Source organism: Streptomyces yokosukanensis (genome assembly GCF_001514035.1).
Lineage (GTDB): Bacteria > Actinomycetota > Actinomycetes > Streptomycetales > Streptomycetaceae > Streptomyces > Streptomyces yokosukanensis.
Map to the genome: position 1 here is coordinate 58,348 of NZ_KQ948212.1, position 15,183 is coordinate 73,530.

Below are 15,183 nucleotides of genomic sequence, written 5' to 3' on the forward strand. Positions count from 1 at the left end.
TGGTCAGTTGACGGTGGATCACTTCACCAGATGCGGGCCCCTCGGGCCATGGTGGAGATCACAGGGATCAGCTGAGGAGATCCTGTGGACAATCCGTGCCGGAACTGTGGGTTCCGTCACAGCGTTCATGATCCCGGCCTGATCGGATGACCCCGTGCGCAAAGTCCTGCCTCTCGCCCTCACCGGCCTGTTCGCCCTGTCCGCCTGCCAGTTCACCGATCAGGACGACCCCGTCGACGAGTCCCGCCGCCTCGACTCCATGGCCGCGCTCCCGCTGCACACCTACCTCCCGGACCCCGCCTCGGACGGCGCGAAGGCGATCGGCAGGGCTCAGTGGCTCCTCGGGAAGCAGTGCATGGTCCGGCTGGGCTTCAGCGGTTTCAGGGTGCTCGACGTCGAGGCGGTCGAGTCGACGTACCCCGTCCGGCAGGGCGAGTCGTCGAGCCCGGACACGCCGGGCGACGACAACCCGTACGGCGTCGTCGACCCCGACCTGGCCTCCGAGCGCGGCTACCACAACCGGCGACCGGACGCCTCCGCCCAGCCCCAGGAGTGGCCCGCCGACCAGTACGCCGCCCTCACCGGCCGCTTCGAGTCCCACGGCGGCAGCGGTGCCGCGCACGGCCGTCGCATCCCCGAGGGCGGCTGCCTGGGGCAGGCGACGCGGAAGATCTACGGCTCGCCGCCCACGGCGACGAAGGTCAACGGCCTGAAGCTCTCCGGCTATTACTCGCTCGCCATGGAGCTGTGGTACGAGTCCCGCAAGCAGGCCGGCAAGGACCCGGGCTGGAAGAAGGCGGACAGGGCGTGGTCGGCCTGCATGAAGAAGAAGGGCTTCCACTACGCCGACCCGGACGAGGCGTCCCTGGACTCCGACTGGTTCGGGCACGGCAAGCCGTCGGACAAGGAGAGGAAGACCGCGGCCGCGGACGCCCACTGCAAGCTCGACACCGGCTACGTCCCGGCCGTGCACGCCCTGGAGGCGCACGCGCAGAAGAGCGTCATCGCCAGGAACAAGCAGAAGCTGGAGGCCATGCGCGCGGCGGACGAGCGGGCGGTGCGAAGCGCCCGGACGATCGTCGCCGACGCGACATGACGTACACCAGGGGTACGAGGTCCCGGGGGGAAGCAGGGAAAACCTGTGGTCGGCGAGGGCTGAAACCGGAAGACTCGGACATGTGTTCCTGACGATCTCCACGCGCGGCGACGCCGCCCACCCGGCCACCGACCTCGGATACCTGCTGCACAAGCACCCCGACAAGGCGCAGAAGTTCTCCACGTCCTACGGCACGGCGCACGTCTTCTACCCCGAGGCGGACGACCTGCGCTGCACGGCCGCGCTGCTGCTGGAGATCGATCCGGTCGCCCTGGTCCGGCGGGGCAAGGGCAAGGGCCGCGGCGGCGCGCCCGACGCGGCGCTCGCCCAGTACGTCAACGACCGCCCCTACGCGGCCTCCTCGCTGCTCGCCGTCGCGCTCAGCGCCGTCTTCTCCAGCGCCCTGCGCGGGATGTGCACCGCCCGCCCCGAGCGGGCCGCGGCCCCGCTGCCGCTGCGCATCGAGGTGCCGGCGCTGCCCGCCCGCGGCGGGGCCGATCTCGTACGACGGCTGTTCGAGCCGCTCGGCTGGAGCGTGAGCGCCGACCCGGTCGCGCTCGACACCGCGTTCCCGCAGTGGGGCGACTCGCGCTATGTCCGCCTGGTCCTGGAGTCGCGGGCGCTGACCCTCGCCGAGGCGCTGCGCCATCTGTACGTCCTGCTGCCGGTCCTCGACGACGCCAAACACTACTGGGTCTCCTCCGACGAGGTCGACAAGCTGCTGCGGGCCGGTGAAGGCTGGCTGCCCGGGCATCCGGAGCAGAAGCTGATCACCACGCGGTATCTCTCCCGCCGCTGGTCGCTGACCCGGCAGGCGATGGAGCGGCTGGAGCTGGTGCGGCTCGCCGAGGCCGACGACAGCGAGGTCGAGGAGATCGACAACGCGGTCGAGGAGGAGACCGAGGCGGAGGAGAAGCCGACACCGCTCGCCGTGCGGCGCAGGGAGGCGATCGTCGCCGCCCTGCACGCGGCCGGAGCCGCCCGGGTCCTCGACCTCGGCTGCGGACAGGGCCAGCTGGTGCAGGAGCTGCTCAAGGACGTGCGGTTCACCGAGGTGGCCGGCGTCGACGTCTCCGTGCGGGCCCTCACCATCGCCTCGCGCCGGCTGAAGCTGGACCGCATGGGGGAGCGGCAGGCCGCCCGCGTCAAGCTGTTCCAGGGCTCGCTCGCCTACACCGACAACCGGCTCAAGGGCTACGACGCGGCCGTGCTCAGCGAGGTGATCGAGCACCTCGACCTGCCCCGGCTGCCCGCCCTGGAGTACGCCGTGTTCGGTCACGCGCGCCCGCGCACGGTCCTCGTGACCACCCCGAACGTCGAGTACAACGTCCGCTGGGAGTCCCTGCCCGCCGGACACGTGCGGCACGGCGACCACCGCTTCGAGTGGACCCGCGAGGAGTTCCGCACCTGGGCGGCGACGGTCGGCGAACGGCACGGATACGACGTGGAGTTCGTACCCGTCGGGCCGGACGACCCCGAGGTCGGTCCGCCCACCCAGATGGCGGTGTTCCACCGCGGCGACACCGAGAAGGAGGCGAAGGCGGCATGACCGAGACGCAGAACGGGGGACGGGTCCTCCCCGTCACCGACCTCTCCCTGGTGGTGCTCGTCGGCGCCTCCGGCTCCGGCAAGTCCACCTTCGCCCGGCGGCACTTCAAGCCCACCGAGGTCATCTCCTCGGACTTCTGCCGCGGCCTGGTCTGCGACGACGAGAACGACCAGAGCGCGACGAGGGACGCCTTCGACGTCCTGCACTACATCGCCGGCAAGCGGCTGGCCGCCGGCCGGCGCACCGTCGTGGACGCCACCAGCGTGCAGCAGGACGCCCGGCGTCAGCTGATCGAGCTGGCCAGGAAGTACGACGTGCTGCCCGTCGCCATCGTGCTGGACATGCCGGAGGAGGTGTGCGCCGAGCGCAACGCGGTCCGCTCCGACCGCGCCGACATGCCGCGCCGGGTCATCCAGCGGCACATCCGCGAACTGCGCCGTTCCCTCAGGCATCTGGAGCGCGAGGGCTTCCGCAAGGTGCACGTCCTGCGCGGCGTCGAGGAGGCGGAGAGCGCCGTCGTCGTCACCGAGAAGCGCTTCAACGACCTGACCCATCTCACCGGCCCCTTCGACATCGTCGGCGACATCCACGGCTGTGCGTCCGAACTGGAGTCCCTGCTGGTCCAGCTGGGCTACACCGACGGCGTCCACCCCGAGGGCCGTACCGCCGTCTTCGTCGGCGACCTGGTCGACCGCGGCCCGGACACCCCGGGGGTGCTGCGCCGGGTGATGACCATGGTCGAGACGGGCAACGCGCTGTGCGTGCCGGGCAACCACGAGAACAAGTACGGCCGTCACCTCAAGGGCCGCAAGGTCCAGCACACCCATGGCGTGGCCGAGACGATCGCGCAGATGGAGGGCGAGAGCGAGGAGTTCAAGGCGCGGGTGCGGCAGTTCCTGGACGGGCTGGTCAGCCATTACGTCCTTGACGGCGGCAGGCTGGTCGTCTGCCACGCCGGCCTGCCCGAGAAGTACCACGGCCGCACCTCCGGCCGGGTCCGCTCGCACGCCCTGTACGGCGACACCACCGGCGAGACGGACGAGTTCGGGCTGCCGGTGCGCTACCCGTGGGCGGAGGACTACCGGGGCCGTGCCGCGGTGGTCTACGGCCACACCCCGGTGCCCGAGGCGACGTGGCTGAACAACACCATCTGCCTGGACACGGGCGCGGTCTTCGGCGGCAAGCTGACCGCGCTGCGCTGGCCGGAGCGGGAACTGGTCGACGTACCGGCCGAGCGGGTCTGGTACGAGCCGACGCGCCCGCTGCGCTCCGAGGCCCCCGGCGGACAGGACGGCCGGCCGCTGGACCTGGCGGACGTGTACGGCCGCAGGGCCGTGGAGACCCGGTACGCGGGCAGGGTGGCGGTCCGGGAGGAGAACGCGGCGGCGGCCCTGGAGGTCATGAGCCGCTTCGCCATCGATCCGCGCCTGCTGCCCTATCTGCCGCCGACCATGGCACCGACGGCGACCTCGCAGGTCGACGGCTACTTGGAGCACCCGGTCGAGGCGTTCGCGCAGTACGCGGCGGACGGCGTCGAGCGGGTCGTGTGCGAGGAGAAGCACATGGGCTCGCGGGCCGTGGCCCTGGTGTGCCGGGACGCGGAGGCGGCACGCAGGCGGTTCGGTGCGGAAGGACCCACGGGATCCCTCTGGACCCGTACCGGGCGGCCGTTCTTCGACGACGAGGCGGTGACCGAGGAGATCCTCGGCCGGCTGCGCTCGGCGATCACCGACGCCGGACTGTGGGACGAACTGGCCACCGACTGGATGCTGCTGGACGCCGAGCTGATGCCGTGGTCGCTGAAGGCCTCGGGGCTGCTGCGCAGCCAGTACGCGGCCGTGGGCGCCGCGTCCGGCGCGGTGTTCCCGGGCGCCCTGGCCGCCCTGGAGGCGGCCTCGGCCCGGGGCGTCGACGTCCCCGGTCTGCTGGACCGGCAGCGGGAACGCGCCTTCGCCGCGACCGCGTTCACCGCGGCCTACCGCCGCTACTGCTGGACCACGGACGGCCTGGACGGCGTACGCCTCGCCCCCTTCCAGCTGCTGGCCGTGCAGGGCCGCAGCCTCGCCGCGCTGCCGCACGACGAGCAACTGGCCCTGATCGACCGGCTGGTGGAGCACGACGGCACCGGACTGCTGCAGACCACCCGGCGCCTGTACGTCGACACCGGCGAGGCGGAGTCGGTGCGCGCGGGTGTCGACTGGTGGCTGGAGATGACCGGCCGGGGCGGCGAGGGCATGGTCGTCAAGCCGGTCGGCGCGCTGGTCCGCAACCCGGAGGGCCGCCTGGTGCAGCCCGGCATCAAGTGCCGTGGCCGTGAGTACCTGCGGATCATCTACGGTCCCGAGTACACCCGGCCCGACAACCTCGCCAAGCTGCGGCAGCGGTTCCTGAACCACAAGCGGTCCCTCGCCCTGCGCGAGTACGCCCTCGGCCTGGAGGCCCTGGACCGGCTCGCGGACGGGGAGCCGCTGTGGCGGGTGCACGAGGCGGTGTTCGGGGTGCTGGCCCTGGAGTCGGAACCGGTGGACCCCCGTCTCTGAGCCGGCCCGCGTTCGGGGCCGCTGGTGGGGTGACCGGTCACCCCACCAGCCGCAGCCGCTGTCCGCACACCCCGAGCCGGACCGTCTGCCCCCAGGTGAGCTGGAGCGCGTCCGTCTCGATGCCGTCGCCGAAGGCGATGAGCCGGTCCGACTCCACGGTCACCGTCAGCGCGGCCGAGCCCCCCAGCTCGCCCGCGACCAGGCTCGTACCGGTGGCCGGCGACGGCCAGGCCTCCCGCACGAACCACACCAGCCGCTCCTCGGTGGGGGAGGGCAGCGCGATCCGGCCGCCCCGCTCCTGCCACACCGAGCGGAGCCAGCCGGTCGCGCCGGTGCCGGTGCCCACCAGCACCCCGGAGGAGGCCTGGGCCTCGACGACACCCCCGTCGTCCTCGAGGCCCAGGCGGTATCGGGCGGTCTGATGACCGGGCGTGCCCAGATAGATCTCGTTCAGCGCGAGCAGGCGCTGGGTGTCGTCGGCGACGGCCTCCACCATGGTGAGTTCGTCCGCCGCGGTGCCTGTCGCCGACGGCAGCAGCGTGGCCGCGTCGCCCGGACGGTGCCGGACCAGCACTCCGGGGTTGCGGCCGGGGTCGGTGTCGATGCCGATCACCGGCTGGCCGGTCAGGTACTTGGCGGCGTTCGCGACCAGCCCGTCCTGACCGATCACCACGACCACGTCCTCGGGCGCGAACAGGAACCGGTCCAGATCGCCCCGCTCCACCTGTGCCTGACGCCAGGTCAGCGGCACCGCCGCGGTCACCTCGGACAGCGCGTGGCGGGCGCGCCGGTGGCGTTCGGCGACCTCCTCGATGTCCCGGCCCCGGGAGGCGAGGAAGAAGGCGGCCTGACCGTGCGTGCCGTGCCGGGCCACCAGCTCCTCGTACTCCGTGGTGCGGTGGACCAGCACGGCGCGCGGTGCGAGGCTCACTCGCCCGCGCCCGGGGTGAGCTTGGCGAGCAGCCCGGTGAGCACGTCCGGCGAGACGGTCACGCTGTCGATGCGCGGCAGGTTCTCGGCGAGCCGGGTGGCGGTGAGCGCCCGCAGGGTCGCCGCCCCGTCGACGCCGGCCTCCGTGTGCACCCGCAGCCAGGCCGCCTGGGCCTCGGCCCGCGCCTCGCCCAGCTCGCGCGCGCCCTCGGCCTCGGCACGGGCGACCCGCACCGCCCGCGCCGCCTCGGCGTCGGCCAGCAGGGCGGTGCGCGCGGCCTCGGCCTCGGCGAGCTGCCGCGAGCGGGCCGCCTCGGCCTGCGCGAGCTTGACCGACCGTGCGGCCTCGGCGTCCGCGAGCTTGACCGAGCGCTCGGCCTCCGCCTCGGCCAGCCGTACCGACCGGGCCGCCTCCGCCTCGGCGCGCACCGCGTCCGCCGCCGCCTGCTCCTCGGCCTCGCGGCGGGCGTTGGTGCCCCGCTGCTCGACCAACTGCTCCTCGCGGCGCGCGAGTTCGATGCGACTGGCCAGTTCGTTCTCGGCGATGGTCCGTTCCCGCTCGACCGCGACGGCCCGTCGCTCGTAGGTCGCCCGGTCGGCCTCCTGCTGGATCTGTTCCCGGGCCGGGGTGCGCAGCGCCCGCTCCACCTCCGGCTCCGGCCTGAGCGCCATCACCCGTACGGCGACCACCTCGATGCCGGTGGCCGGCAGTCGCGGCTCGGCGCCCAGTCCGGCCGCGACGCGCTCGCGCACCGCCGCGACACCGTCGGCCAGGGCCGCCGACAGCGGTGTACGGGCGAGGACGTCCAGTGCGTGCTGCTGGGCCGTCTCGGTGAGCAGCGTGCCCAGCTGCTCCAGCGGGGTGCCGCGCCAGGCGCCGGTGTCCGGGTCGACGGAGAAGTCCAGGCGTGCGGCGGCCACGGCCGGGTCGGCGATGCGGTAGGTCACCGTCGCCTGCACGGACACGTCCTGGAAGTCCGAGGTCCGGGCATGGAAGGTCATGGCCAGTTCGCGGTCGTCGACCGGCACCTCGGACAGCGTCGCGGTCAGCGGCCGGAACCAGAAGCTGAGCCCGGGACCGTCGTGCACCAGCGTGCCCGAGCGGTGGTGGCGGATGTGTGCGGTCGGCGCGCCGCGCAGATGGCGCCAGCCCAGGCGCCGGGTGATGTCGGCCATGGGATCCCCCTCGTTCTCGACCCGTTTTTCGTCATCACGACGATAAGCGGGGTCTCTGCTTCTCGTCAATAGGACGAAAATGGGGCGGGTGAAAACGGAAGCGGACGAGAACGGGAGCGAACGGAAACAGGAGTGAGCGGAAACGGTCGACAAGGGCGTGAAGGCGGGCGGCGACGGCCAGGATGGAGGCATGGCATACCACGTCGATTCCGAGGCCGGACGGTTGCGCCGCGTGATCCTGCACCGGCCCGACCTGGAGCTCAAAAGGCTCACCCCCAGCAACAAGGACGCTCTCCTCTTCGACGACGTGCTGTGGGTGCGCCGGGCGCGCGCCGAGCACGACGGCTTCGCCGACGTCCTGCGCGACCGCGGGGTCGCCGTCCACCTCTTCGGCGACCTGCTGGCCGAGACCCTTCAGCTGCCCGAGGCCCGCACCCTGGTCCTCGACCGGGTCTTCCACGAGAAGGAGTACGGTCCCCTCGCCACCGACCATCTGCGCGCCGCCTTCGCCGCCCTGTCCGCGCGCGAGCTGGCCGAGGCGCTCGTGGGCGGCATGACCAAGCGGGAGTTCCTCCAGGCGCACGCGGAGCCGACCTCGGTCCGCTTCCATGTGATGGACCTCGACGACTTCCTCCTCGGCCCGCTCCCCAACCATCTCTTCACCCGCGACACCTCGGCCTGGATCTACGACGGGGTCGCCATCAACGCGATGCGGCTGCCCGCGCGGCAGCGCGAGACCGTCCACTTCGAGGCGATCTACCGCCACCACCCGCTGTTCCGTGGCGAGACGTTCCATGTGTGGTCCCAGGGGCAGGCCGACCACCCCTCCACCATCGAGGGCGGTGACGTGCTGGTGATCGGCAACGGCGCCGTCCTGGTCGGCATGAGCGAGCGCACCACCCCGCAGGCCGTGGAGATGCTCGCCCACAAGCTGTTCGCGGCCGGCTCGGCGCGTACGATCGTCGCGCTCGACATGCCCAAGCGGCGCGCCTTCATGCACCTCGACACCGTGATGACCATGGTCGACGGCGACACCTTCACCCAGTACGCCGGGCTCGGCATGCTGCGCTCGTACACCATCGAACCGGGGGCCGGCGAGCGGGAGTTGAAGGTCACCGACCATCCGCCGGAGCACATGCACCGCGCGATCGCCGCCGCCCTCGGCCTCGGAGAGATCCGGGTGCTGACCGCCACCCAGGACGTGCACGCCGCCGAGCGCGAGCAGTGGGACGACGGCTGCAACGTGCTCGCCGTCGAGCCGGGCGTCGTCGTCGCCTACGAGCGCAACTCGACGACCAACACGCATCTGCGCAAGCAGGGCATCGAGGTGATCGAGATCCCGGGCAGCGAGCTGGGGCGCGGCCGGGGCGGACCCCGGTGCATGAGCTGCCCCGTGGAGCGCGAGGCGGTGTGAGGGAGCCTACTGAATAGACATGCTGACTTTCGTATAGAATTCCATAGTCAGTAGCACCCGTACCCCTGGAGCGCCCCCATGGCGACAGTCCCGACCGCCCTCGCCGGCCGCCACTTCCTCAAGGAGCTGGACTTCACCGCCGAGGAGTTCCGCGGCCTGGTCGGGCTGGCCGCCGAGCTGAAGGCCGCCAAGCAGGCCGGGTCCGAGACGCAGTACCTGCGCGGCAGGAACATCGCCCTGGTCTTCGAGAAGACCTCGACGCGCACCCGCTGCGCGTTCGAGGTCGCCGCCGCCGACCAGGGCGCCCACACGACCTACCTCGACCCGGCCGGCTCGCAGATCGGGCACAAGGAGTCCGTGAAGGACACCGCCCGGGTCCTCGGCCGGATGTTCGACGCCATCGAGTACCGCGGCCACGGCCAGGGCGTGATCGAGGAGCTGGCCGCCTACGCCGGCGTCCCCGTGTACAACGGCCTCACCGACGAGTGGCACCCCACCCAGATGCTCGCCGACGTGCTCACCATGACCGAGCACTCCGACAAGCCGACGGCCGAGATCGCCTACGCCTACCTCGGCGACGCCCGCTACAACATGGGCAACTCCTACCTGGTCACCGGTGCCCTGCTCGGCATGGACGTGCGGATCGTCGCGCCCCGGCTGCTGTGGCCGGACGAGACGATCATCGCGCTGGCCCGGCAGCTCGCCACCGCCTCCGGCGCCCGGATCGCGCTCACCGAGGACCTGCGGGAGGGCGTGCGCGGCGCGGACTTCATCGCCACCGACGTATGGGTGTCGATGGGGGAGCCCAAGGAGGTCTGGGACGAGCGCATCGCGCTGCTCGGCCCGTACGCCGTGACCATGGACGTCCTCGCCGCCACCGGCAACCCGGACGTGAAGTTCCTGCACTGCCTGCCGGCCTTCCACGACCTCGGCACCGCCGTCGGCCGTGAGATCTACGAGCGGCACGGGCTCACCGAGCTGGAGGTCACCGACGAGGTGTTCGAGTCCGAGCACTCCGTCGTCTTCGACGAGGCGGAGAACCGTATGCACACGATCAAGGCGGTTCTCGTGGCCACCCTGGCGGGTGCGTCACACAGCGTTGCCTGACCCGGCTCACCAGGCCTTATCCTGACCGGCGGCCCGGGACCACCCCGCCCGGCGCCGCCGCCGCGACCCCACCCGGTCGCCCGCACCACCCAGAAACGAGCACCACCCGCATGCCCGCTCCCCGTATCAAGTCCCCGCACCTGCTGGTCGCCGAGTCCGGCGCCGACCGCGAGGGACACGGCCTGAAGCGCACGATGGGCCTCTTCCAGCTCATCTGCTTCGGTGTCGGCGCCATCGTCGGCACCGGCATCTTCGTCGGCCTCTCCGACTCCGTCGCCCAGGCCGGCCCGGCCGTCGTCGTCTCCTTCGTCCTCGCCGCGATCACCTGCGTCTTCACCGCGTTCTCCTTCGCGGAGCTGGGCGGCGCGATCCCGGTCTCCGGCTCCTCGTACTCCTTCGCCTACGCCGGGCTCGGCGAGTCCACCGCCTTCCTGGTCGGCTGGTGCCTGCTGCTGGAGTACGGCATCTCCATCTCAGCCGTCGCCGTCGGCTGGAGCCAGTACGTCAACGAGCTGCTGCACAGCGTCGCCGGGGTCCAGCTCCCGGCCGCGCTGTCCGCCGGTCCTGGCGACGGCGGGATCATCAACCTGCCCGCCGTGATCGTCATCGCGATGGCCTCCGTGCTGCTGGTGCGCGGGGTGCGCGAGAGCGCCCGGGCCACCGCCGCCATGGCCGCCGTCAAGCTCGTCATTCTGCTGGCCTTCTGCGCCGTCGGCTACAGCGCCTTCAAGCACGGCAACCTCACCCCGTTCTCGCCGGCCGGCCTCGGCGGCATCGGAGCGGGCACCACCGCCGCGTTCTTCTCCTACATCGGCTTCGACGCGATCACCACGGCCGGCGAGGAGGCGAAGAACCCCCGCCGGGACATCCCCGTAGCGATCATGGTCTGCATGGGCCTGGTCACCCTTCTCTACTGCGCGGTCGCGCTCGCCGCGATCGGCGCCATCGGCGGCAAGGGGGTCGCCGGCCGGCCCGCGGCCCTCTCCTACGTCGTCAACGAGGTCACCGGCTCGGCCGTGGGCGGCGGAGTCATCGCCTTCGGCGCGGTCGTCGCCATCGCCTCGGTCGTCCTCGCCGTGATGTACGGCCAGACCCGCATCCTGATGTCGATGTCCCGCGACGGCCTGATCCCGCGCGTCTTCGAGAAGGTGAACCCGAAGACCGCCACCCCGGTCGCCGGCACCCTGATCGTCGCGGCCGTCTTCGCCCTCCCGGCGGCCTTCGCCTCGCTCGACGCCGTGATGAACCTGTGCACCATCGGCACGCTCGCCATCATGGCCGTCGTCAACATCGCGGTCATCGCCCTGCGCCGCCGGGAACCGGGCCTCGTCCGCAGCTTCCGGGTGCCCCTGTACCCCGTGGTCCCGCTGCTCGGCGTCGCCTTCTGCCTGTACCTGATGTACGAGACCGGCTGGGGGACCTGGCTGCAGTTCGCCGTGTTCCTCGTGGTGGGCCTGCTGATCTACTACGGCTACGGCCGTCGGCGCTCCACGCTGGCCACGGCCGCCCCCGAGGTCACAGCGAGCGCCGCCGCTGAGCGGGAACCGCAGGCAGTCTGAACCACACCGCCTTGCCCGACGGGGTGGGGCGGTGACCGCAGGAGGAGCTGAGGGCGCGGATCAGCAGCAGTCCGCGTCCGCCCTCCTGCCAGGGGTCGGGCGCTTCGATCACCGGCCGGGCCAGATGGCCGGGCGGCGCCGGGTCCGGGTCGTGCACCTCGACCTGGCAGCCGGTCGGCAGCAGCTCCACGACCAGCTCTATCGGGCCGCGCCCGCCGGTGTGCTCGACCGCGTTCGCCACCAGCTCCGCCGTCAGCAGCTCCGCGGTGTCGCTGTCGGCCGCGTGCTCCACCTCGGCGAGTGCCGTGCGCACCAGGGCGCGGGCCACGGGCACCGCCGCCGCGGTGTGCGGCAGGGCGATGCGCCAGGAGGCCGATTCGGTGGGGCGTTCGTGCAAGGTGAGTCCGTTCATGGAGCAGGCTGTCCTGCTTTCGACTGTAGGAATGGTACGGGCCCGGTTCCAGAGGCTGTGGACGGGCTTCGCCCGGGACCTTCGGCCCCGGCACCGGGCTGCCTACCCCGGCGAACGCTCCGCCTCGCACGCCCGTGCCTGTTGTTACGGCGCTGTCGACGACCGGTGACGCAGGTGACCGGACCCGGCCGATCCGGCCGACGTGTGTCGCGCACTCATGACGACAGTCACAAACAAGTGATAACTTCATGGGGCAGTGCAACGTACGGCATCGCCGCCCTAGGAGGCCGCACGTCATGAGTCCCTTCACCGGCTCCGCCGCCCGCACCTCCGACTGGGAGCACCTGCGGGTCCAGTTCGCCGACGGGGTCGCCACCGTCACCCTCTCCCGGCCCGAGAAGCTCAACGCGCTCACCTTCGGCGCCTACGCCGATCTGCGCGATCTGCTGGCCGAGCTGTCCCGGGAGCGCGCCGTACGCGCCCTGGTGCTGGCCGGCGAGGGACGGGGCTTCTGCTCCGGCGGCGACGTCGACGAGATCATCGGCGCCACCCTCGCCATGGACACCGCCCAGCTGCTCGACTTCAACCGGATGACCGGCCAGGTCGTCCGGGCGATCCGGGAGTGCCCGTTCCCCGTGATCGCCGCGGTGCACGGCGTGGCGGCCGGCGCGGGCGCGGTGCTCGCCCTCGCGGCCGACTTCCGCGTGGCGGATCCGAGCGCCCGCTTCGCCTTCCTCTTCACCCGCGTCGGCCTCTCCGGCGGCGACATGGGCGCGGCCTATCTGCTGCCCCGGGTCGTCGGCCTCGGCCACGCCACCCGCCTGCTCATGCTGGGCGAACCGGTCCGCGCTCCCGAGGCCGAGCGCATCGGTCTGATCAGCGACCTCACGGAGGAGGGCCGGGCGGACGAGGCGGCCCAGGCGCTGGCGCGCCGCCTCGCCGACGGCCCCGCCCTGGCCCACGCCCAGACGAAGGCCCTGCTGACGGCCGAGCTGGACATGCCCCTGGCGGCCTCGGTCGAACTGGACGCCTCGACCCAGGCCCTGCTCATGAACGGCGCGGACTACGCCGAGTTCCACGCGGCCTTCACGGAGAAGCGCCCGCCGAAGTGGCAGGGGAGGTGACATGAAGGTCGCCGTCATCGGTGGTGGGCCCGGTGGCCTCTACGCCGCCGCCCTGCTCAAGCGCCTCGACCCGGACCGGGAGATCACCCTCTGGGAACGCAACGCCCCCGACGACACCTTCGGCTTCGGAGTCGTCCTGTCCGACGAGACCCTCGGCGGCATCGAACACGCCGACCCGGAGGTCTACGAAGCCCTGCAACGGGACTTCGTCCGCTGGGACGACATCGACATCGTGCAGCGGGGCGTGACGCACCGCTCCACAGGGCACGGCTTCGCCGCCCTGGGCAGGAGACGCCTGCTGGAAATCCTGCACGCACGCTGCCGCTCCCTCGGCGTGGACATCCGCTTCCGCACCGAGGCGCCCTCCCCGGACCGGCTGTCCGCCTCCTACGACCTGGTCATCGCCGCCGACGGGGTCCGCAGCACCGTCCGCGAGACCTACCCGCAGGAGTTCCGCCCGCAGGTGAGCGAGCACCGCTGCCGCTACATCTGGCTCGCCGCCGACTTCGCCTTCGACGCCTTCCGCTTCGAGATCGCCGAGACCGGGCACGGCCCGATGCAGCTGCACGGCTACCCGTACGCGGCCGACGCCTCCACCGTGATCGTCGAAATGCGCGAGGAGGTCTGGAAGGCGGCCGGCTTCGACGAGATCACCCCGCACGAGTCCATCGAGGCCTGCGCCAAGATCTTCGCCGACGCCCTGCGCGGCCGGCCCCTGCGCTCCCACCGGTCCGCCTGGACGACCTTCCGTACGGTGGTCAACGACCGCTGGTCGCACGGCAACGTCGTCCTCCTCGGCGACGCCGCGCACACCGCCCACTTCTCCATCGGCTCCGGCACCAAACTCGCCGTCGAGGACGCCCTCGCCCTCGCCGCCTGCCTGAGTGAGCAGCCCACCCTGGAAGCCGCGTTGACGGCGTACGAGGAGGAGCGCAAGCCGGTCGTCGCCTCCACGCAACGGGCCGCGCGGGCCAGCCTCGAATGGTTCGAGAACCTCCCCCTGTACCTCGGCCAGCCGCCCCGGCAGTTCGCCTTCAACCTGCTCACCCGCAGCCGCCGCGTCACCCACGACAACCTCCGGCTGCGCGACGCCCACTTCACCGAGGCCGTCGAGCGCGAGTTCGGCTGCCCGTCCGGCACGCCCCCGATGTTCATGCCGTTCCGGCTGCGCGGGCTGACCCTGCGCAACCGGGTCGTGGTGTCCCCGATGGACATGTACTCGGCCGTCGACGGCGTCCCCGGCGACTTCCACCTCGTGCACCTCGGCGCCCGCGCCCTCGGCGGGGCCGGGCTCGTCATGACCGAGATGGTGTGCGTCAGCGATCAGGGCCGTATCACGCCGGGCTGCACCGGTCTCTACACCGGCCGGCAGGCCGAGGCATGGCGGCGTGTCACCGACTTCGTGCACACCCAGGCGCCCGGCACCGCGATCGGCGTCCAGCTCGGCCACTCCGGCCGCAAGGGCTCCACGAAGCTGATGTGGGAGGGCATCGACGAGCCGCTGCCCCGCGGCAACTGGCCACTCGTCGCCGCCTCACCGCTGCCGTACAAGCCGGGCAGCCAGACCCCGCGCCAGCTCTCCCGGGCCCAACTCACCGACATCCGCGAGCAGTTCACGGCCGCCGCCTGGCGGGCCGCCCGAGCCGGCTTCGACCTGCTGGAACTGCACTGCGCACACGGCTACCTGCTCTCCGGCTTCCTCTCCCCGCTCACCAACCGCCGCACCGACGCCTACGGCGGCTCGCCGGAGCGGCGGCTGAGGTTCCCGCTGGAGGTCTTCGACGCCGTTCGCGCGGTGTGGCCGGCCGAGCGGCCCATGACGGTCCGCATCTCGGCCACGGACTGGGCCGAGGGCGGCACCACCGCCGAGGACGCCGTCGAGATCGCCCGCGCCTTCGCCGCGCACGGGGTCGACGCGATCGACGTCTCCACCGGACAGGTCGTGGCCGAGGAGCGGCCGGAGTTCGGGCGGTCGTACCAGACGCCGTTCGCCGACCGGATCCGGAACTCGGCGGGCGTCCCGGTGATCGCCGTGGGCGCGATCTCCTCCTGGGACGACGTCAACTCCCTCATCCTCGCCGGACGTACGGACCTGTGCGCCCTGGGCCGCCCGCACCTGTACGACCCGCACTGGACCCTGCACGCGGCGGCCGAGCAGGGGTACGAGGGACCGGGCGTCCACTGGCCGGCGCCCTATCGCGCGGGCGGCCGGCGCCCGCAGACCGGACGCACGGACGCCCCGAAGCCCCGTCTGACCCTGGGCAGCTGAGCTGTCG

The 15,183-nt window shown here is 72.1% G+C and carries 11 protein-coding genes; 8 read left to right on the top strand and 3 right to left on the bottom strand.

The window, feature by feature from the left end:
* Positions 1-154: 154 nt before the first annotated feature.
* From AQI95_RS18145 to AQI95_RS18155, 3 genes are all read left to right on the top strand, one after another.
* Positions 155-1,096: a hypothetical protein gene (locus AQI95_RS18145; protein WP_067124219.1), complete on the top strand. Its 942-nt coding sequence runs from the start codon at positions 155-157 to the stop codon at positions 1,094-1,096.
* Positions 1,097-1,178: 82 nt separating this feature from the next.
* A complete protein-coding gene (locus tag AQI95_RS18150) occupies positions 1,179-2,645 on the top strand; it encodes a 3' terminal RNA ribose 2'-O-methyltransferase Hen1 (protein WP_067124221.1) in 1,467 nt (488 codons plus the stop codon).
* Positions 2,642-5,185 (top strand): polynucleotide kinase-phosphatase, encoded by a 2,544-nt coding sequence (locus AQI95_RS18155; protein WP_067124223.1) that lies wholly within the window; start codon positions 2,642-2,644, stop codon positions 5,183-5,185. The genes AQI95_RS18150 and AQI95_RS18155 overlap by 4 nt, the downstream gene beginning before the upstream one ends.
* 37 nt (positions 5,186-5,222) lie before the next feature.
* On the opposite strand, the gene AQI95_RS18160 is transcribed toward AQI95_RS18155, so the two are convergent.
* Positions 5,223-6,116, bottom strand: a complete 894-nt coding sequence (locus tag AQI95_RS18160) for an NAD(+)/NADH kinase (RefSeq protein ID WP_067124225.1) — start codon at positions 6,114-6,116, stop codon at positions 5,223-5,225.
* On the bottom strand, positions 6,113-7,291 hold the full coding sequence (locus tag AQI95_RS18165; protein WP_067124227.1) for an SPFH domain-containing protein: 1,179 nt from the start codon (positions 7,289-7,291) through the stop codon (positions 6,113-6,115). Before AQI95_RS18165 ends, AQI95_RS18160 begins: the two co-directional genes overlap by 4 nt.
* Positions 7,292-7,481: 190 nt before the next feature.
* Between AQI95_RS18165 and AQI95_RS18170 the strand changes: the two genes are divergently transcribed.
* From AQI95_RS18170 to AQI95_RS18180, 3 genes are all read left to right on the top strand, one after another.
* Complete coding sequence (locus AQI95_RS18170; protein WP_067124986.1) at positions 7,482-8,705, top strand: arginine deiminase; 1,224 nt, start codon at positions 7,482-7,484, stop codon at positions 8,703-8,705.
* A 78-nt stretch (positions 8,706-8,783) separates the two neighbouring features.
* A complete protein-coding gene (gene argF, locus AQI95_RS18175; protein ID WP_067124229.1) occupies positions 8,784-9,812 on the top strand; it encodes an ornithine carbamoyltransferase in 1,029 nt (342 codons plus the stop codon).
* 110 nt (positions 9,813-9,922) lie between these two features.
* A complete protein-coding gene (locus AQI95_RS18180) occupies positions 9,923-11,371 on the top strand; it encodes an amino acid permease (RefSeq protein ID WP_067124231.1) in 1,449 nt (482 codons plus the stop codon).
* Here AQI95_RS18180 and AQI95_RS18185 read toward each other — a convergent pair.
* Positions 11,328-11,783 (bottom strand): ATP-binding protein, encoded by a 456-nt coding sequence (locus tag AQI95_RS18185; RefSeq protein WP_067124233.1) that lies wholly within the window; start codon positions 11,781-11,783, stop codon positions 11,328-11,330. The genes AQI95_RS18180 and AQI95_RS18185 overlap by 44 nt on opposite strands.
* Before the next feature lie 296 nt (positions 11,784-12,079).
* Here AQI95_RS18185 and AQI95_RS18190 point away from each other — a divergent pair, with 296 nt between their 5' ends.
* Both AQI95_RS18190 and AQI95_RS18195 read left to right on the top strand, forming a co-directional pair.
* A complete protein-coding gene (locus AQI95_RS18190) occupies positions 12,080-12,907 on the top strand; it encodes an enoyl-CoA hydratase family protein (protein ID WP_067124235.1) in 828 nt (275 codons plus the stop codon).
* A gap of 1 nt (position 12,908) precedes the next feature.
* Positions 12,909-15,176: a bifunctional salicylyl-CoA 5-hydroxylase/oxidoreductase gene (locus AQI95_RS18195; RefSeq protein ID WP_067124237.1), complete on the top strand. Its 2,268-nt coding sequence runs from the start codon at positions 12,909-12,911 to the stop codon at positions 15,174-15,176.
* Positions 15,177-15,183 lie beyond the last annotated feature (7 nt).